The organism is Pseudomonadota bacterium (genome assembly GCA_016719885.1).
Classification (GTDB): domain Bacteria; phylum Pseudomonadota; class Gammaproteobacteria.
In genome coordinates this window covers 19,320-39,675 of sequence record JADJYF010000027.1, presented here as the reverse complement: position 1 = coordinate 39,675, position 20,356 = coordinate 19,320, and the positions used below count along the sequence as shown (strand labels likewise).

The 20,356-nt window shown below is 66.3% G+C and carries 19 protein-coding genes and 1 pseudogene; 2 read left to right on the top strand and 18 right to left on the bottom strand.

Annotation, left to right across the window (positions count from 1 at the left end; translation table 11 throughout):
- Positions 1–9 precede the first annotated feature (9 nt).
- Both IPM80_23650 and IPM80_23645 read left to right on the top strand, forming a co-directional pair.
- Positions 10–852, top strand: coding sequence for a 2-oxoacid:ferredoxin oxidoreductase subunit beta (locus IPM80_23650; protein MBK8961339.1), 843 nt, complete (start codon positions 10–12; stop codon positions 850–852).
- The gene (locus IPM80_23645) at positions 849–1,388 is read left to right on the top strand and encodes a 2-oxoacid:acceptor oxidoreductase family protein (GenBank protein ID MBK8961338.1); all 540 of its coding nucleotides are present in this window, start codon (positions 849–851) and stop codon (positions 1,386–1,388) included. The genes IPM80_23650 and IPM80_23645 overlap by 4 nt, the downstream gene beginning before the upstream one ends.
- A gap of 93 nt (positions 1,389–1,481) precedes the next feature.
- On the opposite strand, the pseudogene IPM80_23640 reads toward IPM80_23645, so the two are convergent.
- The 18 genes and pseudogenes from IPM80_23640 to IPM80_23555 form a co-directional block, all read right to left on the bottom strand.
- Positions 1,482–2,547, bottom strand: a pseudogene (locus IPM80_23640) (3-deoxy-7-phosphoheptulonate synthase).
- A gap of 87 nt (positions 2,548–2,634) precedes the next feature.
- Positions 2,635–3,378: a PhnD/SsuA/transferrin family substrate-binding protein gene (locus IPM80_23635; protein MBK8961337.1), complete on the bottom strand. Its 744-nt coding sequence runs from the start codon at positions 3,376–3,378 to the stop codon at positions 2,635–2,637.
- A 19-nt stretch (positions 3,379–3,397) separates the two neighbouring features.
- Positions 3,398–3,871: a PAS domain-containing protein gene (locus tag IPM80_23630; protein ID MBK8961336.1), complete on the bottom strand. Its 474-nt coding sequence runs from the start codon at positions 3,869–3,871 to the stop codon at positions 3,398–3,400.
- Between the two features lie 10 nt (positions 3,872–3,881).
- Positions 3,882–4,244 carry a roadblock/LC7 domain-containing protein gene (locus tag IPM80_23625; GenBank protein ID MBK8961335.1) on the bottom strand — a complete coding sequence of 121 codons (363 nt, stop codon included), beginning with the start codon at positions 4,242–4,244 and terminating at the stop codon, positions 3,882–3,884.
- Between the two features lie 50 nt (positions 4,245–4,294).
- Positions 4,295–4,936 carry a hypothetical protein gene (locus IPM80_23620; protein MBK8961334.1) on the bottom strand — a complete coding sequence of 214 codons (642 nt, stop codon included), beginning with the start codon at positions 4,934–4,936 and terminating at the stop codon, positions 4,295–4,297.
- Positions 4,929–6,428, bottom strand: coding sequence for a protein kinase (locus tag IPM80_23615; GenBank protein ID MBK8961333.1), 1,500 nt, complete (start codon positions 6,426–6,428; stop codon positions 4,929–4,931). Before IPM80_23615 ends, IPM80_23620 begins: the two co-directional genes overlap by 8 nt.
- On the bottom strand, positions 6,425–7,645 hold the full coding sequence (locus IPM80_23610) for a hypothetical protein (GenBank protein MBK8961332.1): 1,221 nt from the start codon (positions 7,643–7,645) through the stop codon (positions 6,425–6,427). The genes IPM80_23615 and IPM80_23610 overlap by 4 nt, the downstream gene beginning before the upstream one ends.
- Positions 7,635–8,123, bottom strand: coding sequence for a hypothetical protein (locus tag IPM80_23605; GenBank protein ID MBK8961331.1), 489 nt, complete (start codon positions 8,121–8,123; stop codon positions 7,635–7,637). The genes IPM80_23610 and IPM80_23605 overlap by 11 nt, the downstream gene beginning before the upstream one ends.
- A 323-nt stretch (positions 8,124–8,446) precedes the next feature.
- A complete protein-coding gene (locus IPM80_23600; protein ID MBK8961330.1) occupies positions 8,447–10,513 on the bottom strand; it encodes an EAL domain-containing protein in 2,067 nt (688 codons plus the stop codon).
- Between the two features lie 101 nt (positions 10,514–10,614).
- Complete coding sequence (locus IPM80_23595; GenBank protein MBK8961329.1) at positions 10,615–11,247, bottom strand: DUF1566 domain-containing protein; 633 nt, start codon at positions 11,245–11,247, stop codon at positions 10,615–10,617.
- Positions 11,248–11,252: 5 nt separating this feature from the next.
- Complete coding sequence (locus IPM80_23590; protein ID MBK8961328.1) at positions 11,253–12,944, bottom strand: carboxypeptidase regulatory-like domain-containing protein; 1,692 nt, start codon at positions 12,942–12,944, stop codon at positions 11,253–11,255.
- 310 nt (positions 12,945–13,254) lie between these two features.
- The gene (locus IPM80_23585; GenBank protein MBK8961327.1) at positions 13,255–14,310 is read right to left on the bottom strand and encodes a 2-oxoacid:ferredoxin oxidoreductase subunit beta; all 1,056 of its coding nucleotides are present in this window, start codon (positions 14,308–14,310) and stop codon (positions 13,255–13,257) included.
- A 15-nt stretch (positions 14,311–14,325) separates the two neighbouring features.
- On the bottom strand, positions 14,326–16,170 hold the full coding sequence (locus IPM80_23580) for a 2-oxoacid:acceptor oxidoreductase subunit alpha (GenBank protein MBK8961326.1): 1,845 nt from the start codon (positions 16,168–16,170) through the stop codon (positions 14,326–14,328).
- Positions 16,171–16,189: 19 nt separating this feature from the next.
- A complete protein-coding gene (locus IPM80_23575) occupies positions 16,190–17,998 on the bottom strand; it encodes an FAD-dependent oxidoreductase (protein MBK8961325.1) in 1,809 nt (602 codons plus the stop codon).
- Between the two features lie 183 nt (positions 17,999–18,181).
- A complete protein-coding gene (locus IPM80_23570; protein ID MBK8961324.1) occupies positions 18,182–18,661 on the bottom strand; it encodes a hypothetical protein in 480 nt (159 codons plus the stop codon).
- Positions 18,662–18,663: 2 nt separating this feature from the next.
- Complete coding sequence (locus IPM80_23565) at positions 18,664–19,203, bottom strand: amine dehydrogenase (protein MBK8961323.1); 540 nt, start codon at positions 19,201–19,203, stop codon at positions 18,664–18,666.
- Between the two features lie 20 nt (positions 19,204–19,223).
- A complete protein-coding gene (mauD, locus tag IPM80_23560) occupies positions 19,224–19,811 on the bottom strand; it encodes a methylamine dehydrogenase accessory protein MauD (GenBank protein MBK8961322.1) in 588 nt (195 codons plus the stop codon).
- The gene (locus IPM80_23555; GenBank protein ID MBK8961321.1) at positions 19,808–20,353 is read right to left on the bottom strand and encodes a methylamine utilization protein MauE; all 546 of its coding nucleotides are present in this window, start codon (positions 20,351–20,353) and stop codon (positions 19,808–19,810) included. Before IPM80_23555 ends, mauD begins: the two co-directional genes overlap by 4 nt.
- Between the last annotated feature and the right edge of the window lie 3 nt (positions 20,354–20,356).

Below are 20,356 nucleotides of genomic sequence, written 5' to 3'. Positions count from 1 at the left end.
GCGCCCACCATGGACCAACGCGTGAAAGACGATTTCGACATCCGCGACTACCTGCGCCTCGATCGCATGCCGCATTTCCTGTGCCCGGGCTGCGGCCACGGCATCGCGCTGCGCGCCCTGTTGTGGGCCATCCATGAGCTTGGACTCGACAAGGACCAGCTCGCGGTGGTGAGCGGCATAGGCTGTTCGGGGCGCCTGTCGGCCTATGTCGATGCCAACACCTATCACACCACCCACGGCCGGCCGCTGGCCTTCGCCACCGGTTTGAAACTGGCGCGACCGGATCTCACCGTGATCGTCATCACCGGCGACGGCGACAGTCTCGCCATCGGCGGCAATCACCTCATCCACGCCTGTCGGCGCAATCTCGATCTGACCTGCCTCATGCTCAACAACGAGGTGTACGGCATGACCGGCGGCCAGGCCTCGCCGACCACCAGCGCCGAGCGCTATACCACCACCACGCCGCTCGGCAATCACGAGCCGCGCTTCGATGCCTGCAAGCTCGCCGAGGCCGCCGGCGCGAGTTTCGTCGGTCGCGAAGTGACCCTGCAATTGCCGGCCCTGAAGAACCTGGTGCGCGAAGGCATCGCCCACGCGGGCTTTTCCTTCATCGAAGTCATATCGGACTGCACCGAGATCTACGGGCGCAAGAACGAACTCGGCTCTTCGCCGGAAATGGTGCTGCGCCAGAAGCATGACGTGCGGCCGGAATCCTATGGCAACCAGGTCGAGCGGCCGTTTCGTCCCGGGCACTGGCAGACCGGCATCCTGGCGCGCGACGCGCGCCCCGAATACGGCGCGGCATGGCGCGCGCATTGCGAACAACACGGCGGCGGAGCGCGGCGGTGATGGACGACTGTCAGATCCGTCTCGCCGGCACCGGCGGCCAGGGCCTCGGACTCGCCGGCCGCCTGCTCGCCGATGCGCTGGTCGCGCAGGGCAAGCGCGTCGCGCAATCGCAAACCTACGAGCCGACCTCGCGCGGCGGCGCCAGTCGTTCCGATCTGGTGGTGGCGCAGGGCAGCGTCGACTATCCCCTGGTCACGCGCCTCGATTACCTGGTGCTGCTCGACCAGTCGGCGCTGGAAGACGCCGATGAATTGCTGGATGAAAAAGCCTTGGTGATCATCGACGCCGATCGCGTCAAGTCGCCGCCGCGCGGCGGCTTCGCCGTGCACGCCCTGCATCCGACCGCCAGCGCACGCCAGCTCGGCAATCCACGCGTGGCGAATGTCATCAGCCTCGGCGCGCTGGTGAGCCTGTCGTCGCTATGTGATTTCGCGACGCTGGAAACCGTGGTGGCGCGCTCGACGCCGGCCAAGTTTCGCGATTTGAATATTGCTGCCCTGCGCGAAGGCAAGCGCCTGGCGGAAAACTTGGGCTGAAGCAAGCAGACAAGTCGACCACAAAAAGCGTGGTTGCCTTACTGTGGGTCAGACTTCAGTCTGACATTCGAAAATCTGCGATTGAACTCGCACCTACAAAGTATCGTGCAGTTCCCTCAATAACGCTTCGGTCGTCTCCCAGTCGATGCAGGCATCGGTGATCGATACGCCGTACTTGAAGCGCCGACGCGCCGGCCTTGAACGGCTGACTGCCCCAACCGAGGTGGCTTTCGATCATGAGGCCCATGATGCCGGCCTCGCCCCGCGCGCGGCGGCTCACCACCTCGCGCGCCACCGTTGCCTGGCGCGCCGGATCCTTGGCCGAATTGCCGTGGCTGCAATCGATCATGATGGCGCCCGGCAGGCCTTGCGCGACGAGCCGTTCGCGGCTGGCCGCCACCACTTCGCTGCCGTAGTTGGGCTGTGCGCCGCCGCGCAGGATGAGGTGCGCGTGGGCGTTGCCGCGCGTGCGGATGACGGCGGTGCGACCGTCGCTGTCGATGCCGAGGAAATGATGGGGACTGCGCGCCGCCAGGATGGCGTTGATGGCGACGTCGATGCTGCCGTCGGTGCCGTTCTTGAATCCGCACGGCGCCGACAGGCCGCTCGCCATCTCGCGATGGGTCTGGGACTCGGTGGTGCGCGCGCCGATCGCGTACCAGCTGATGAGGTCGCCGAGGAACTGCGGCACCACCGGGTCCAGCGCCTCGGTGGCGGCCGGCATGCCGGCCGAGGCGAGTTCCAAGAGGAAAGCCCGCGCGTTGGTCAGGCCGTGCTCGATATCGAAACTGTCGTCGAGATGCGGATCGTTGATGTAACCCTTCCAGCCGGTGGTGGTGCGCGGCTTTTCGAAATACACGCGCATCACCAGCAACAGGCGCTCCGCGAGTGCCGTGGCGAGTTCGCCGAGGCGCGCGGCATAGTCTCGCGCGGCCGCGAGATCGTGTATCGAACACGGCCCCACCACCACCAGCAGGCGCGCGTCGCGCCCCTCGATGATGGCGTCGATGGCGCGGCGCGTATCGGCCACCGTGGCCCGCGCCGCCGCGCTCAAGGGCAGCCGCGCATGCAGCTCGGCCGGCGCCGGCAGCGGCGCGACGGCGGTGACATTGACATCCTCCAGGGCATCGGCGGATGGACTTCGGTGTTGGCCGGACATGCTGGGCTCCCGCTGGGCAATCGTCGGCCGCGCGTGGATGCGCGGCGCCTGACGGGATTCTAGCGTGCCGGGCGCGTCAGCAGCGCGTCAGATCAGCGTTTCCATGAGGTCGACCATGAACTCCGCCTCCTCCACTTCCGTGCGCTGCCAGCCGTCGAAGCCGAGATCCTTGTGCATCAGGTCGCCCTTGTCGCTGGCATCGAGCGCCATGAGCGCATCCTTGAGCAGCGCAATGCGCGAGGCGAGGCGCGGGCCGGCCAACAGCATGTGATGGATGACGTGGATGTGGCTCTGCAGCAGCACGCGCAGCGATTTACGCGTCAGCGCCGACATCTCGCGGAAACTGTCGGCCATGAAGAAGCCGACATCGGCGTCGTGACGGATGAGCTGCTTGGCGACCTTGACGTAGGTATCGCAGCTCAGCATGCGGCAATCATCGCGGGCGAGATCGGCGGGCTCCAGCATGATGGCGCCGATCACGTTCACTTCCGGATCGGTCGAGGTCGCGATGCGCACGCCGGGCCTGAGATCTTCGATCGAGGTCAGCGGGCTGTCGTGCGGCACGGCGATGATCACTTCATCGGGTCGGCCGCGCGGGTGGGCGATGGGCGCGAACTCGAGATCGCGTACCAGCAGCGAGGCATCGTAGGGATTGGCGAAGATCAGGTCCACGTGGCCGGCGCGCGCCGCGGCGCGGCAAGCCTCGAAGTCGTCGTACAGGTCGAGATGCACCTTGTCGTTCAAAGTGCGTTGCAGCCAGGTATTGAACACGTACCAGCCGGACAGGTGCTGGGTGCTGAGATCGGGGCTCAAGGTGAATCGGTAGGTCATGGGGCGTTCCTCGTAGGGACTACAGCGTGCGATACAGCGCTTCGGCGGCGGCGATGCGGCTGCGCGCAGGCTTGCGTCGCACCGAGGTGTAACCGACCACCTGTCCGCCGCGGCGGTTCGGCACCACCGTTGCGTAGACCCAGTAGAAGGCGCCGTCCTTGCGCAGGTTCTTCACGTAGCCATGCCATTTCTCGCCGCGCGCGAGCGTGTCCCACAGGCCCTGGAAGGCCGCCGCCGGCATGTCGGGATGGCGCAGGATGCAGTGTTGTTCGCCGATGAGTTCCGCTTCGTCGTAGCCGGACATCTCGACGAAGGCCTGGTTGGCGTGGGTGATGACGCCGCGGGTGTCGGTGCGTGACACGATCAACGCGCCTTCCGGAAACGGCACTTCGCGCTCGACCACGTAGACCGCCCGCGTCGAGCCGTCATGAAAGCGCAGTTCATGCCTGGCGCCGCTCGCGCCGTTCAGATCTTCCAGCGTGATGTCGCGCATGACACGGCCCTCACAGGAGCTTGGAAATGCCGTCCGACGCGCGTCGCGCATCGAGGAAGATCAGGCCGAGCTTGGCGCTGGGGCGCGCCAGGATCGACAACACCGCGTCGGGTCCGGCGTGGGTCATGAGGATGTAGCCCTCCTTGCCCTTCACCATCACCTGCTCGAGTTCACCGCAACCGAGTTCGGAAGCGCTGCGCTCGCCCAGGGTCAACATGGCGGCGTTCATGGCGCCGACGCGGTCTTCGTCCATGTGCGCCGGCAGCAGGCTGGCGATCATGAGGCCGTCGGTCGAGATGACCGCCGAGGCGGTGATATCCGCCGAACTGCCGTTCAGATCCGAAAGGATCGATCGGATCATTTCTTCTCGCATTGCATTGATCCTCGTCTGTGGATGGATGATTGACGCGGCCGACGGCGGGCTCAGGGCGCGGCGGCGTAACGTCGGGTGAGGCCCCACACGGTGTCGCTGAAGGCCGCGCCGTGCAGCAGCGGCAGGCCGGCGATGACCAGCAGGAACGCCTGCCCGCCGATGTACAGCGGCCAGGTGCCGAGCTGGGCATTGCCGGCGGCGTCGACGGCCGCCACGCCGCCGACATTGAGACGCAGGTTGCCGTGCAGGACACCGCGGTAACGGCGATGCAGGGCCGCGAATTCGGCGGCCAGTGCCGCCAGTTGCTCGCCGGCTTCGTGGCTGAAGCCGCTGAGCGCCAGCGTCAGTCCCTGCTCATCGGCCAGCAGCGCGCGCTGGCTCGCCGACAGCCGTGCGAGCAGCGTCGGCATGTCCTGTTCGAGATGGGCGCCCGGTGCATCGCGCGCTTCATCGGCGCCGCGCAACCATCCCACTACCTGCATGCGATGCAGGAGCGCGAGCGCGTCGTCGCGCGATGACTGCCCGCTCCAGCGGCACAGGCTGTCGATGTCCAGCAGCGGCGTGCGCGGCTGCGCGAGGATGGCATGCAACAAGCGTCGTGCCGCTTCGTCTTCCTGCGCCGAAGCCGCGTAGTAGGCGCCGGCCGGCGTCACGTGCACGTGCACATCCGAGAGCAATTGGTAGTCAGACATCGTAGTTCTCAATGCCGGGGTCGATGGAATACAGCAGCGCCTCGACCAGCAGGGCGAGGTCGGCGCGCTCGCGCGCATCGACCGCGAATACAGGCGGATTCAAGCCGAGCTCGGCGCGACGTTGCTGAAAATAGAGGTGGTAGTCGTCGAGCGTGGTGGCGGATGGCGCCTCGCTGAAGGTCACGCCGACCGCGACCTGGGTGCGAGCCACCAGGTCCTTGAACGACTCGAGATAGAAAGCGAGATCCCTGAGCGGTGCGCGGCGCGAATTGTCGATGAGCAGCACCAGGCCAAGCGCGCCTTTTTCCAATATCTGCCACATGAAGTCGAAGCGCTCCTGGCCCGGCAAGCCGTACAGGTGGATGCGCTCGTCGTCCGCGAGATTCATGACGCCGAAATCCATGGCGACCGTGGTCTGCGCCTTGCGGTCGGCGGTCATGTCGGTGGCGCGTTGCTCGGTCGCCACGACCGGCGTGTGGCTCAAGGTCGCGATGGCGGTCGACTTGCCGGCGCCCACCGGCCCGGCGAACACCAGTTTATGGATGCGTTGCGCGCGGCGCGGCACGTAGGCAAAGCTCGCTCCGTCGCCGACGCGCGTGGTCGACACGCCGCCGAGGCGTGCCAGCACCGCGTCGGCCGTCTGCGGGCGCTGCTCGGCGCGCAGCGCCAGCGACCAGTCGATGGCGTCGAGCAGCTCGCTGCTGTAGCGCCCCGCCGCGCGTTCGACGGCGGGAAGGAATGGATCGGCGCCGCCGGCGGCGGCGATCTGCGCACGCTTCCAGGCATCGACCGGCGCTTCACCGGTCACGCAGCGGTAGAGCGTTGCGCCGAGCGCGTAGAGATCCGACCACGGCCCCTGGCGGCCGTCGCTCGCATACTGTTCGACCGGCGCATAGCGAGGCGTCAGCACGTTGACCTGCTGGCCGCCGCGGCTCGAATCGAACTCCATGCGCGCCGCGCCGAAATCCAGCAGCACCGGCGAACCGTCTTCGCGCAGGTAGATGTTGCCGGGCTTCACGTCGCGGTGCAGGTAGCGCTTGGCGTGCACCTCGCGCAGGCCCGACAACAGGGCCACGAACAGGCCGCGCAGCAGCGGCTCAGGCATCGGCGTGGCGTCGCGGCCGAGGCGCTCGGCCAGGCTTTCGCCCTGCTCGTAGTCCATCACGATGTAGGCGGTGCGGCGCGCCACGAAGTAACGCACCACGCGCACGATGTTGGGGTGCCGGAACTGCGCCAGCACCTGCGCTTCGGCGACGAAACGCGACAGCCCCCATTCAAACAGTTCCGCGTCGCCGGCCTGTTTCAGGCTGACGCCGCCATCGGCGTCGCGCGCCATGATCTGGCCCGGAAAGAATTCCTTGATCGCGACCATCGCTTTGAGATGTTCATCCCAGCCGCGATAGGTGATGGCGAACGCGCCCTGGCCCAGCACCGCGTCGATGCGGTACTCCTGCACGTGGCTGCCGCTGGCCAGCGCGTTGCTGCTGCTCATGGCACGCTCTGCGCCTGGCTGCCGTCGTCGGCGAGACGCCGTGCGATGCCTTGCAGCAAGGCGCGACGGCTGTCGGGCGCGGGCACCTCGTCGGCGAGCAGGTGATCGGCCTCACGGCGCGCGACGCCCATGAGGCCGATGGCGCTGGCCGCGCCATGGAAAGCAAACACGTGGCGCTGCGGGATGCGCAGCGCTTCCGCCACGCGCGCCAGCGGCATCGGGTGGCGCACCATCAGGGCGGCGATGCGGCAGGCGTCGGGCAGCGGCAACAGGCGCGTGAGATTGGGCCAGTGGCGCAGGTAGATGCGCTGGTCAAGCGGCGTGTCGGCCGGCAATCGGCCGCGGTAGCTCCAGGCCGCCGTTTGCCACAGCAGCGCCTCGATGGCGCATTGCTCGCCCGCGAGCACCGCGCCGTCGGCGCGACGCGATACAAGCTTTGCGCCATCGAGCGCCGTGCCGCACAGGGCCTGCCATTGCTGCAAGGAAATGACGCGCGTGACTTCCGCCCGCGCCAGCTCGAGACGCGCGATGGGCTGGTCGTTGAGACACACGTCCATCGTCACCTGTTCGCGATGCGCGATGGCCAGCGCCTGCTGCAACACGCTCAACAGTTCTATTCCGTCATGGCAGCGGCGCGTCGCGCTGTGCCGCGGATCGTCGAGATCGCCATCCGGCGCGTCGCCACATACCGCGCGCCAGGCGTCCGCATGCGGCGCGACGCGTGGCGCATCGGCGAGCACTTCGGTCGGCGTGTCGATGGCCACCACTTCGGCGCCGCCGTGCGCCTCGCGCGCTGCGTCGCGCGTCGGCAACAACAAGGTGGGCGGTGCGGCTTCGGCATCGCGCTCCGGCGCCACCGCTTGCGCGCGCAACGCGGCGTCGACGGCATCCAGCGCCGCCAGGAATTGCTCGATGCGCACCGGCTTCAGCACCACCGCGAGAGCGTGTGCCTGGGGCGCGGCGTCGAGCGACAGCACGATGGCCGGTCGCCGCGGATGCAGTTCACGGTAGCGCGCCCATTCGGCCTCGGCGCCGACGCCATCGAGATTGATGATCACCGCATCGGCCTGCGCGCCCTGCGCCAAGGCGCAGCGTGCCTTGGCCGGGCCGTGAAAGACCATCGCCAAGGTGTCGCGCAAACGTTGATTGGCGCCCAGCAGATCGAGCGCCAGCGGCGTGCGCTCGCCGTCGGCCACGCCGCCGCGCTCAGTCGTCATCGCCGCTGCGCGGCAGGCGCCGCAGCAGTGCACCCGGGCTCACGGCGGGACGCAACAGGGTGGCGTGCACGGCCTCGCATTCACGGACATCGGGCGCGCGCGCTAGCAAGGCCTCGAGCAGCGCGCGGCGCGCGGGCGGCTGGGCGTCGGCTACTTCGTCGAACAGGCTGCGGCGCAGCGCCGTGCCCTTGTCACCGAGCGCGCAGGCGAGATCGATCAGCGCCGCGCAGCTGGTGGCGGCGTCGCCGAGGCGATGGGCCAGCAGGATGCGTCGCGCGTGACTCACGAGTTCGCCCGGCGCGCGTCGCACGCGGTAGCCGAGATGCACGAGCATGGCCTCGGCCGCCTCGCCGTCCAGCGCGAGGTGTAACAAGGTACGGGGAAACGCCGCGAACGCCGGCTCGAAGGTCATGGTGGCGCCAGCCGCGTCGATGACCATGGGCGTGGTGAGCTGGGACGGTGCCGATGACGCGGTCATGTGACGCTCTCCTCCCTGAGACGGCGCGCGGCGCGCGCGGCGAAGACGGCGCCGGGACTGGCGCCTTGAGAGGGTGTCGGTAAGCAGGCGCCACGACTGTAGGCGCGGGCGCGGAAAATTTGACCGGCGTCAACAAAGGGCCCTGGTCACAATTATCTCGTCAACATCGAGGGTGTGGCTGGGTGGTCGCGGCAAGGCGCGATTGGCAGGTAATAGCGCGCTATTGCCAACAATCGCAACACCGCCGAGGCCGGCCAGGCGCGGCCGAATGTCGAGATAATTGTGACCAGGGCCCTTCGCCCGCCCGGGCCAAGGTCGCCGCTTCAGCCGTTGGCGACGAACTGCACGGTATCGAGGTGGGTCACTTGTTCGTGGTCGCAGTCGCCGGGCATGAAGAAGCGCGGACGACCGAAGGCATAGCCCTGCAGGTAATCGATGTCTATGCCCCGCAGCACCGTCGCTATCTGCTGGGTTTCGACAAACTCCGCGACCGTGCGCATGCCCATCAGGTGGGCGATGTCGTTGACCGCGCGCACCATCGCCAAGGAGATGGGATTGTCGGCGATGTCGCGAATGAAGCTGCCATCGATTTTCAGGAAATCGACCGGCAGCGATCGCAGGTAGTCGAACGAGGCCATGCCGGTGCCGAAATCGTCGAGCGAGAACTGGCAGCCCAGGCCACGCAATTCGGCGATGATCTCGCGCACCTCGGTGAGGTTGGAAATGGCCGAAGTCTCGGTGATCTCGAAGCACAGCCGTGCCGGGTTCTGGCAACGCTTGACGCGCTCGATGAGGAAGGCCAGCAGGCGCTCGTCGCCGAGCGATGCGCCCGACAGGTTGATGGCATAGCAATCGGCGCCGTCGGGATCGTCGGCGAGATAATCCGTCAGTCGCTCCACCACGAAGCGATCGAGGCGCGGCATCATGCCGAACCGTTCCGCCGCCGGCAGGAAAAAGCCCGGCGTGACGATATCGCCGTCTTCGTCGCGCAGGCGCAGCAGTACTTCCCAGTGCGGTGCGCCATGGCCGGCGCCGTGGACTATCGGCTGGCGCGCGAGCAACAGACGGCCGTCGCCCATGGCGGCGTCGAGGCGGTTGATCCAGGCCATCTGCTGGCGGCGCTCGGAAACCGTGGCGTCGTCCTGCACGTGCACATGCACGCAGTTGCGGCCGCGGTCCTTGGCCAGGAAGCAGGCGGTGTCGGCGTCGCGCAGCACATCGGTCACCGAATCGTAGTCATCGGTGACGATGGCCACGCCGAAACTCGCGGTGACCTTGAACTGGCGGCGCTCCCACAGGAAGGTGAAGTTCTCGATCATGTCGCGCAGCCGTTCGATGAGCTGCATCGATTCGTTCAAGCCCGCGTCGTACAGCAGGATGCCGAATTCGTCGCCACCGAGGCGCGCCAGCACGTCGCCGGTGCGCACCTGGGCCTGCATCATGCCGGACAGTCGGCGCAGCAGCTCGTCGCCGGCGCCATGCCCGCAGGTGTCGTTGACCAGCTTGAACTGGTCGAGATCCATGCAACACACGGCATGCGGTCGCCGCGAGCGGCGCCGGTCCGAGACCACCTTGCGCAGGCGCGCCTCGAATTCCGTGCGGTTGACCAGCGAGGTCAGGGCGTCGTGGCTGGCCTGGTGGAGCAGTTTCTGTTGTACGCGATCGCGTTCGGCAATCTCCTGCTGCAGCAGTTCGTTGCTGGTCGACAGCTCGGTGGTGCGTTCGCTGACGCGCGACTCGAGTTCGGCATTCAACAGGCGAAAGCGATCGCGCTCGTCCTGCAGGGAGTCCAGCAGTTCGACGTTTTCGAGCTGTAGCGATAGGGATTCCGTCAGCGCGCGCGCATTGCGTCGCGCACCGACAATCACGGCCGCATCGTAGACGATGAGGAAGGGCACGAAACTGCCGAGGCCCGGGTGTTGGGAAACGACCGCCAGCATGGCCGCCATGATCGGCAGCGTGAAAGCGAGAAAGGCACGAAACGAGGCCGCGTACAGCACACTCGAGGTGCCCATCACGCCCCCCAGCACCACGATGACGGCCGCCGCCTGGCGGATATCGTCGAGATTCGGCACGCTGACCAGGCTGCCCCACACGCAGCCGACCGCGAAATTGGAGACGATGAACGCGCGCCGCCAGCGTTCGATGCGGGTGCTGTCGCCGCTGGAGGCGCGATAGCGCAGCACCTGCAGGCTGCGCAGCAGCGAGATGGCGCCGAGCATGGCGAACCAGCTGACCAGCGGCAGCCCGGCGTCGAACGAATGCAACAGTGCCACGACCAGCAGACCGGTCGTCAGCGAGCCGATGATGGTGCTGGGCATCTGCCCATGCAGCAGTTCGACGCGTTTCAGGCGCAAAGCGTCGATGCGCGGTGCCGGACCGGGGAGCACGGCCGCCAGGGCGGCCTCAGGCGGGACGGGATCGAGCTCCCGTGCATCCGTTCGCCATCCTGATTGCCGCGCATCCATGCGGGGTTCTAGCGGCCAGCCACCTACCTGCTTGAGCTTGAACCGGCGCCGGGGCTGGGCGCGGGCTCGCTGGCAGTCGGTCCGCGCACGGCCATGACGAGGTAGCTGCCGTCGTAGAAACGCGGCCGTGCGCGCGGCGGCAGCAGCACCACGCGCGAGAAGGACGTGATGCCGACCTTGGCCACCGCTGTCCAGTACCAGCCTTCCTCGATGTCGGCGAACGGCAGCTCCGCCGAGGGCGTCGCCGTACTGCTGGTGCGGCCGGCGATGGCGGCCAGCTCGGTATAGGTCGGCAGGCGCCAATCGCGATAGCCGCACAGTGCGCTGGCGTTGACCGCCGCGATATAGGCTTCGGTATTGCAGGACCGCCCCTGCATGAGATCGCGCGGACACTCACCACTGGTGGCATCGCGATAGCCGGCGTAGCCGCCGTTGGTGGCGGGGTTGCCGTCGTAGGGTGTATAGGTCCAGCGGCGATCATTGAGACCGCCGTCGTGACGCCTGGCCGCCCACAGGAGGCCGCTGTCGGCGTCGCGCACGCAAGGCGCCGCGCCCGACGCCTGCGCGTCGTCCGCCGCGTTGGCGGGCGCCGACGACGACAGCGCCGCGCACAGCACGAGCGCCAGCCTCGCCGCCGTGCCGGCTTGCCTGGCCATGGCGCTCAGCGCGCGCTGACCGCGACGCTGCTCGCCGCCTTGCCCGGATCGATGCACACCAGTTCCGGCGTGCCGCCTTCCAGCGCGGTCGCCGGTATCGGGTTGTTGGCGGTGCAGGCCCAGCCGTCGGGCGTAAAGCTGAAGTCGCGCGTATAAGTGCCCTTGAGCGGCATCGGGTAGGCGACGAATCGTTTCTCCTTGGGCAGGAAACGCCAGGCGAGATCGAGCATGGTGTCGTTCACCCACACTTCCTGCGTGGCCGGGTTGATGGCCAGCGCATAGGGCGCCGGGATCTCGTTCGGCGCATAGCGCGGCAATGGGAAGATTTCGGCCTTCCAGCTCGCGACATCGATGCGCGCAATCGCGCCCTCGGAAAAGCCTGTCACCCACAATTGGCCTTGCGCATCGAAGCGCTGGCGGCGCGGCCCGCGCACCGGTGAATCGAATTCCTTCACTTCCAGGGTCGCGGCGTCAATGCGGCCGATCTTGTCGGAGGCGAGCTTGGAGTACCACACGCTGCCGTCGGTCGGACTCACGTCGATGCCGTAGGGTATCGGTCCGCCCGAGGCACTCAAGGCCGGCGTCGGCGGCAAGGTGATGACCTTGCTGGTTTTGGTCTTCGGATCGAAGCGCCCGACCTGGTTGGACATCGCGATGGTGAACCAGATGATGCCGTCCTTGGCGGCGCGCACGGTGTGCGGATAGAGCGCGCCACCGCCAACCTGGTAGCTCTTCATGGCATGGCTCTTCGGATCGAACACCGTGATGCCGGCGCCAATCGAATCGGTCAGATAGATCTTGCCGTCCGGCCCCTCGGCGAGACTGTGGGGCGCGCGTGCGATGGTCAGGCCATAGGGCGCCGGCATGCCGCGGCGCGTGAATTCACCGCCGGCCTTTTCGCCGTCATCCGGCAGTTTGAAATGCAGGGTCTTGCCGCTCTTGAGATCGGTCTCCAACACTTCGCCGGCGAACATCTCGGAAAGATAGACCTTGTCGTAGGTCGGCGAGTACTCGGCGTCGTGCGGCACCACGGTATCGGGCAGCCGGTATTGATGGACCGTGGCCTGCGCCAACAAGGCGTCGTAGGGCACTTCGGGCCGTGAATTGACCAGCCGTCCGTCCATGGCCTTGGACAGGCGCTCGGCGCGCAGCTTGATCAAGTCCATGTCGGCATTGCCGAGATAGCCATGCATGCGCTGCACGGTCGGCACCCAGCCTTCGGGCGGACGCGGCCAGCGCGTGGTGAGATTACCGATGGAATGACAGCTCAGGCAGTCGCGCGTGAAGTTGGCGCGCGAGAAGGGCGCTTTTTCATCCTTGTCGAAATCGATCTGCGCGAAGTGCGACAGCGACGGATGGTCGTCGGACAATTCCTTGGCGTCGGTGAGCGGCGCGAGCGTGAAGTCGAGTTTGCTTTGCGCATCGGCCGCCAACGATACATCGCTGAGCTCGTCCTTGTGATAGCGCTTGCGCACGCGCAGCTTGAGCGCGCCGTCGAGGCGCGTGCTCAGGACGTAATGGCCGTTCGCGTCGCTGTATGCCGAGTCGGTCATGCCCTGGCCGTTGGCGAGGCTCACCATCGCGCCCGCCAGCGGCTGGTCGGCGACACGTACCGTGCCCTCGAGCGTGCCCGCCTGCGCGACGCCGACGGCGAGCAAGGTCAAACACCCCAATCCGGTCCGATAGCTGGTTCTCATGCGCCTCTCCCCTTCGCTACGCGCGGACAAGCCCGCACCACGGTATTGGTAAGGGATCAGCGCGGGACAGACTTGACGGGGATCAAGCGCGTGAAAGTGCGCCGCGCAATGCGCGGGCAGGAACCCGTCATCGATGGTATGGATCGACCAATAACGGGAAGATATCGAGCAATGTCAGACTGAAGTCTGACCCACAAAGGGCCGTCCCCGAAGATTGTGGGTCAGACTTCAGTCTGACATTCAGTCACTGAGTGGCAAGACCCGCGCGAAGGTCTACCAGGCACGGGCAGAGCGCCCGTGCCCGTTTCAGTCAACGCAGGGACGCGTTGATGGCATCCAGCGCCTTGGCGCCGGGGCACAGTTCCTTGTCGCCGAGCGTGTTGAGCGGCGCCTTGACCGTGCCGAGATGCGAATGCAGATCTTCGGGCTCACGGTCGAGATACAAGAGGCCGGTCACCAGTTCACCACGCGCGGCATGGGCCTGCAGGTAGTTCATGGCGGCAATGCGGTCGTAAGGATCGTAATCCTCGGCGACCTTGTGCAGGCGCACCACGCTGCCGTCGTGCTGCTCGATGTCTTCGACCGTGCCGGGCGCGTAATCGGTGGTGATCTCCTCGCGCTTCGGAATGAAGTCGAGGCGATTGACCGCTTCGTTGTGCTCGCGCAGGTAGTCGTAGCTCTTGGTCGAACCACCGTGGTTGTTGAACGCCACGCACGGCGACAGCACGTCGATGAAAGCCGCGCCCTTGTGCTGGATGGCTGCCTTCAAGAGCGGCACCAGCTGGGTCTTGTCACCGGAGAAGCTGCGCGCGACGAAAGTCGCGCCGAGCTGCATGGCGACGCTGACGAGATCGATGGGCGAATCGCTGTTGATGGCGCCCTTCTTGGACTTCGAGCCCTGGTCGGCGGTGGCCGAGAACTGGCCCTTGGTGAGGCCATACACGCCATTGTTCTCCACCACGTACAGCATGTTCACGCCGCGACGAATGGAGTGGGCGAACTGGCCAAAGCCGATGGACGCCGAGTCACCGTCGCCCGACACGCCGAGGTAGATCAGATCGCGGTTGGCGAGGTTGGCGCCGGTCAGCACCGACGGCATGCGGCCATGCACGCTGTTGAAGCCATGGGATCCGCCGAGGAAGTAGGTCGGGGTCTTGGACGAGCAACCGATGCCGGACAGCTTGGCCACGCGGTGCGGCTCGATGGACAGCTCGAAGAAGGCCTGGATGATGGCGCCGCTGATCGAGTCGTGGCCGCAGCCGGCGCACAGCGTCGAGATCGTGCCCTCGTAATGGCGGCGCGTGAAGCCGAGCGTATTGATCGCGGCCTGCGGGTGATTGAGCTTGGGTTTGGCGATGTAGGTCATGCGTTTGCTGCCTTGTCAGTTACCAGCGGCGCTGCGTTGCGCCTGGGCGTTCTTCGCACCGAGCTTGGCGCCGATGGCGCCGGCGATGAAGCGCGCCGTGATCGGCGTGCCATCGTAGTGCAGCACCGGCGTGAGCTTGGCCGGGTCCATCTCGCACTCGGTCATGAGCAGGGTGCGCAGCTGCGCATCGCGGTTCTGTTCGACCAGGAACACCATGTCGTGCGCGGCCACGAACTTCTCGACGTCCTCGTGGAAGGGGAAGGCGCGGATGCGCAGACCGTCGACCACGATGCCGTCTTCCTGCAGCAGTTCGAAGGCTTCTTCCATGGCCGGCGAAGTCGAGCCGTAGTACATGACGCCGATCCGCGTCGCGACCTTGTTGGCATGACGCACCGGCGCCGGCAGGATGCTCTTGGCGGTCTCGAACTTCTTGAGCAGGCGCTCCATGTTCTCGATGTAGTCCGGGCCCGCCTCGCTGTATTTCGCCATGCGGTCCTTGGTGGTGCCGCGCGTGAAATAGGCGCCCGACTTCGGGTGCGTGCCAGGATAGGTGCGATAGGGAATGCCATCGCCGTCGACGTCGAGGTAGCGGCCGAAGGCCGTGCCGGCGTCGAGCATTTCCTCGGTCATGACCTTGCCGCGATCGATGAGCTTGCTGTCATCCCAGGACAGCGGCTTGCACAGGCGCTCGTTCATGCCGATGTCGAGATCGGACATCACGAAGATTGGCGTCTGCAGGCGGTCGGCATAGTCGAAGGCCAGTGCCGTCAGCTCGAAGGCTTCGCGCGGGTCTTCCGGGAACAGCAACACGTGCTTGGTGTCGCCGTGGGACGCGTAGGCGCAGGACAAGACATCCGACTGCTGGGTGCGGGTCGGCATGCCGGTCGACGGACCGCCGCGCTGCACGTCGATGATGACCGCCGGGATCTCGGCGAAATAGGCGAGACCGATGAACTCCTGCATGAGCGAGATGCCCGGGCCGGAGGTCGCGGTGAAAGAGCGCGAGCCGTTCCAGGCCGCGCCGATCACCATGCCGATCGAGGCGAGTTCGTCCTCGGCCTGGATGATGGCGAAACGCGCGTCGCCGGTTTCCGGCTCGCGACGGAATTTCTTGCAGTGACGCTCGAAGGCCTCGGCCACCGAGGACGACGGCGTGATCGGATACCAGGCGCACACCGTCGCGCCGCCATAGACCGCGCCCAAGGCCGCCGCGCTGTTGCCTTCCAGGAAGATCTGGTCGCCGACCGCGTCGCGCGCTTCGCAGCGCAGCCCTATCGGGCACTTGAACTCGGCGCGCGCGTAATCGCGGCCCATCTCGAAGGCCTTGATGTTGGAATCGAGCAGCGCTTCCTTGCCGCGGTACTGCTCGGCAATCAGCTTCTTGATCGCTTCCGGGTCGATGTCCAGCAGCGCCGACAGCGCGCCGACATAGATGATGTTCTTGAACAGCTGACGCTGGCGCGCATCGGTATAGGTGCGGTTGCAGATCTGGGTCAGCGGCATGCCGATGACGGTGATGTCATCACGGAACTTGGAGGCCGGCATGGGCTTGGTGGAATCGTAGAACAGGTAACCGCCGGCGGCGATTTCCTTGACGTCCTCGTTCCAGGTCTGGGGATTCATGGCGACCATCAGATCGACGCCGCCACGGCGCCCCAGCCAGCCGCGCTCCGACACCCGCACTTCGTACCAGGTCGGCAGGCCCTGGATGTTGGACGGAAAGATGTTGCGCGGGCTGACCGGCACACCCATGCGCATGATGGACTTGGCGAACAGCGTGTTGGCCGAGGCCGAGCCCGAGCCGTTGACGTTGGCGAACTTGACGACGAAGTCGTTGACCGCTGCGAGTTGCTTCTTCATGTGGTTTGCAAGGCTCCGATCAGGCCGCGCGGGCGCCGGCGCGCTTGCCGCGGCAGCCCGGTCCTGCATGTTCCATCTCCATCAGGTATTTCTGCATGTCCCAGGCGCCCGTCGGGCAGCGCTCGGCACACAGGCCGCAATGCAGGCAGACGTTCTCGTCCTTGATCATCACGCGCTCGGTCTTGAGCGGACCGGACACGTAGAGATCCTGGGACTTCTCGGTGGATGGCGCGCGCAGCCGCGAACGCACCTCGACTTCCTCGCCGTTGGCGGTGAAGTTGATGCAATCGACCGGGCAGATGTCGACGCAGGCATCGCACTCGATGCACAGCTTGTCGGTGAAGACGGTCTGCACGTCGCAGTTCAAGCAACGCTCGGCTTCGGCCAGCGCCAGTTTCTGATCGAAGCCGAGTTCGACCTCGACCTTGATATTGGCTAGCGCCTGCTTGAGATCCTTCAGCGGCACCTTGAAACGATGGTCGTTGGAGACATCGTTGTCGTAGCTCCACTCGTGGATGCCCATCTTCTGCGAGGTCACGGCCACGGCCGGCAGCGGGCGATCCTCGAGCACATCGCCGTTCAGGAACTTGTCGATCGAGACCGCGGCGTCGTGACCATGGGCGACGGCCCAGATGATGTTCTTGGGACCGAGCGCCGCGTCACCGCCGAAGAACACGTTCGGGATGGTGGACTGGAAGGTCGCTTCGTTGAGCTTGGGCATGTCCCATTCGTTGAACTCGAGCCCGATGTCGCGTTCGATCCAGGGGAAGGCGTTCTCCTGGCCGACCGCGATCAGCACCGCGTCGCAGGGTACGAACTTGTCCGCTTCACCGGTAGGCACCAGCGAGCGGCGACCCTTGGCGTCGTACTCGGCGCGCACGGTTTCGAAGGTCATGCCGGTCAGCTTGCCGTTGTCGTGCTCGAAGGTCTTCGGCACCATGAAGTTCAGAATCGGAATGCCTTCGTGCTGGGCGTCTTCCTTTTCCCACGGCGAGGCTTTCATTTCCTCGAAGCTGGAACGCACGATGACCGTGACTTCCTCGCCGCCGAGGCGCTTGGAAGAACGGCAGCAGTCCATCGCGGTGTTGCCGCCGCCGAGCACGATGACGCGCTTGGCGATCTTGTCGATGTGGCCGAAAGCGACCGACGACAGCCAGTCGATGCCGATGTGGATGTGCTCGGCGGCTTCCTTGCGACCCGGGATGTTCAGATCGCGGCCGCGCGGTGCGCCGGTGCCGACGAACACCGCGTCGTATTTTTCCGCCAGGATGTCCTTCAGCGAGTTGACCCACACGCCGCTCTTGAAATTGACGCCCTGGTTCAGGATGTAGCCGACCTCTTCGTCGATCACTTCCTCGGGCAGGCGGAATTTCGGGATCTGGCTGCGAATCATGCCGCCGGCGCGTTCGGCGCCGTCGTAGACCGTGACGTCGTAGCCGAGCGGCGCGAGATCGCGCGCGACCGTCAGCGAGGCCGGGCCGCCGCCGATGCAGGCCACGCGCTTGCCGTTCTTGCTTGCGGCCGGCGCTGGCATGCGCGCGCTGACGTCGCCCTTGTAGTCGGCGGCGACGCGCTTCAGGCGGCAGATGGCGACCGGCTCTTCCTCGACACGCCCGCGCCGGCAGGCCGGTTCGCAGGGACGGTCGCAGGTGCGACCGAGAATGCCGGGGAACACATTCGACTTCCAATTGACCATGTAGGCGTCGGCGTAACGGCCGGCCGCGATCAGGCGAATGTATTCGGGGACAGGGGTATGGGCCGGGCAGGCCCACTGACAGTCAACGACTTTGTGAAAGTAGTTGGGATTACCGATATCTGTGGGCTTCAATCGCCACTCCTCCGTGCGGGATGGCTGTCCAATCCCGGTGGGTACGACATGCGAGAACGGGCCGAGATTCTACGCCGTATGGTCGCGACCTGCCAAGGCTTTGAAGCGCGCTAAATGTGGAAATGTACTAGGGAAATCCGCTATCCATCGAGGTAGAAGCGAACTGCGCGGAAGGCGACGCGGTCAGTACTTCGCGACCTCGATGCCCTGTGCACGGAGCTGCGCCGCGATCACCGCGCGCGCCGCCGCGAGGTCGCCCGGACGCACGGCCCGCGCCTTGGCAACTTCGGCGGCGCTGTAGGGCGCGAAGTCTTGCGGCAGGTTGGCGCCGTCGAATGCCGGCAGCATCCAGTTCAACAGCGCCGCCACCGCCGCGTCCGAGATCGGCGCCTGGGCCACGCCGCCGACCTGGATCAGGAAGGCCCGCCCCTCGGCGGTGCGGGCGAAATGGCCGACGCTGCCCGGCAGACGCGGCACGTGGTTGGCGACGCTACCGCCACCATCGTCCTGATGGCAGCCAGAGCAGAATTGCAGGTAATCGAGTTCGGCGGGCGTGGTGTGGGCAGTCTGCACGGAAGGTCCGGCCGCGACGCTCGCGGCGAGGGTCGCGACGAGGGTCGCGACGAGCAGGGCCGCGACCGGCGGAAAACGACGGAGGCGCACGTTCAGCCGGCGCCGCCCGATACACCCAGCACCACCGACACCGTGCAGTGGTAGATGCTGCTCTCGTTGCCCATGCACCAGTTGACGTCGTTGTGCACCGACATCCGGTAGCCGGGGCGCTCGCCTTCGTTGGTATTGCAGAAACAGCGACCACAGGACGCGACGCCGCAGCAGTCGTTGTAGCTGACGATGTAGTCGCGACCATCGTCAGGATTGTGGCAGGTGCCGATCCAGGTCACCGACGAGGCCTGTGTCCCCGGCGGGCACTGCGTGGTCGATCCGCCGCAGCAGGTACACAGGAAACCGTCCAGCGAACAATAGCGCCAGTATTCGCAGTGGGTGTCGTTCATGGGATCGAGCTTGGTATCGGGCGCGGCGCCGCCGCCGTGGGCGGCCTGGGCCACGCGCGCGAACGGCAACACCGGCAGCAGGAACGCGGTTCCGACCAGCGCGCGGCTGATTTTCGTCAACGCACTGCGCCGCGAGGTCTTTTGCGCCACGGCGCGCGTCTGACGCTCGATAAACTCGTCGAACCATTTCATAAGCGGGTCCCCACTCGTGGTTATGCTTTCTGCAAATATTCCTGAATCGACTCCACGCCCAGATCCTTGGCCGTGAAGAGGCTTTCCAACTGCTCGCGCGAATTGATGAGGCCCTTGGCGCGCACCCGTCCCTGTTCATCGATCAAGACCGCGAACGGCAGCTTGCCGACCTTGTAGGCCATGCCGAGATCGGTGGAGAGCACGTAGGGAAAATCGCCGAGTTCAGCCTTCTCGTAGAAGGCGCGCTGGCGCGCTTCATCACCGTCGCTGGCCAGCACGATGCGCAGCCACGCGCTTTCGACCTTGGCCGACGAGCGCAGCACCGGAATGAGCTTCTTGCACACCGGGCAGGTGGGCGAGACGAAGAACACCAGGGTGCTGTGCGTGCCCGGCGCGCCGACCTGCACGCGCGGCCCGGCCAGCGTCGCCAGGTTGAACACCGGCGCGAGGTCGCCGACCTTCGGGCCCTCGTCCATCATGAGCGCGCCCATCGGCGCCACGCGTTCGTAGAGCACGCCGATCTGGCGGGCCAGCGCGAACACCGCCACCACCAGCGCGATGACCAGGATCCACAGCACCACCACCGCCACCAGCAAGGCCTCGTTCATGCGAGCGTCCTCAGGCGCGCGAGGCGCGGCTGGTTGGCGAGCAATTGATTGACCATCGCATACAGGCCATAGAGCGCACAGGCGCCGGCCGCGACCGTCAGGTAATCGAGCCCGTTGAGGTCGCGCGCGGCAGGCTCCATCGCCACTACCGCCAGCAACAGCAGCAGTACGCCGTTGCGCGCCACCAGTGCCCAGGACAGTGTCTGTTCATCTTCGATGCCGCCGCAGCCGCAGCCGAGATCGGTGCGGCCACGCAGCAGGTTGACGATCACGGCGGCCGTCACCACGCACAGCAGCAGCGCGGCCAGGGCCACGCCATAGCCACGCGTGCGATCGACCACCAGCGCCACCGCGGCCAGCACTTCGGCGCAGGGCAGCAGCCATGCGGCGAGCGCCGACAGGCTGTTGGCCGGCACGATGTCATAGGCTTCGAGCGCGGTGCGAAACGCCAGCTGGTCGCGCAGCTTCTGCCACGCGCCGATCAGCAGCAGCATGGCGAGCGCCGCCGCCACGAGATGCGTCACCACCGGGTCCAGGGACATGGG

Bases quoted from the DNA above. Each gene is read 5' to 3' on its own strand.
- IPM80_23650 (MBK8961339.1), top strand. From the start codon at position 10: ATGGACCAACGCGTGAAAGACGATTTCGACATCCGCGACTACCTGCGC.
- IPM80_23635 (MBK8961337.1), bottom strand. From the start codon at position 3,378: ATGACCTACCGATTCACCTTGAGCCCCGATCTCAGCACCCAGCACCTG.
- IPM80_23630 (MBK8961336.1), bottom strand. From the start codon at position 3,871: ATGCGCGACATCACGCTGGAAGATCTGAACGGCGCGAGCGGCGCCAGG.
- IPM80_23625 (MBK8961335.1), bottom strand. From the start codon at position 4,244: ATGCGAGAAGAAATGATCCGATCGATCCTTTCGGATCTGAACGGCAGT.
- IPM80_23620 (MBK8961334.1), bottom strand. From the start codon at position 4,936: ATGTCTGACTACCAATTGCTCTCGGATGTGCACGTGCACGTGACGCCG.
- IPM80_23615 (MBK8961333.1), bottom strand. From the start codon at position 6,428: ATGAGCAGCAGCAACGCGCTGGCCAGCGGCAGCCACGTGCAGGAGTAC.
- IPM80_23610 (MBK8961332.1), bottom strand. From the start codon at position 7,645: ATGACGACTGAGCGCGGCGGCGTGGCCGACGGCGAGCGCACGCCGCTG.
- IPM80_23605 (MBK8961331.1), bottom strand. From the start codon at position 8,123: ATGACCGCGTCATCGGCACCGTCCCAGCTCACCACGCCCATGGTCATC.
- IPM80_23595 (MBK8961329.1), bottom strand. From the start codon at position 11,247: ATGGCCAGGCAAGCCGGCACGGCGGCGAGGCTGGCGCTCGTGCTGTGC.
- IPM80_23590 (MBK8961328.1), bottom strand. From the start codon at position 12,944: ATGAGAACCAGCTATCGGACCGGATTGGGGTGTTTGACCTTGCTCGCC.
- IPM80_23585 (MBK8961327.1), bottom strand. From the start codon at position 14,310: ATGACCTACATCGCCAAACCCAAGCTCAATCACCCGCAGGCCGCGATC.
- IPM80_23580 (MBK8961326.1), bottom strand. From the start codon at position 16,170: ATGAAGAAGCAACTCGCAGCGGTCAACGACTTCGTCGTCAAGTTCGCC.
- IPM80_23565 (MBK8961323.1), bottom strand. From the start codon at position 19,203: ATGAAATGGTTCGACGAGTTTATCGAGCGTCAGACGCGCGCCGTGGCG.
- mauD (MBK8961322.1), bottom strand. From the start codon at position 19,811: ATGAACGAGGCCTTGCTGGTGGCGGTGGTGGTGCTGTGGATCCTGGTC.
- IPM80_23555 (MBK8961321.1), bottom strand. From the start codon at position 20,353: ATGTCCCTGGACCCGGTGGTGACGCATCTCGTGGCGGCGGCGCTCGCC.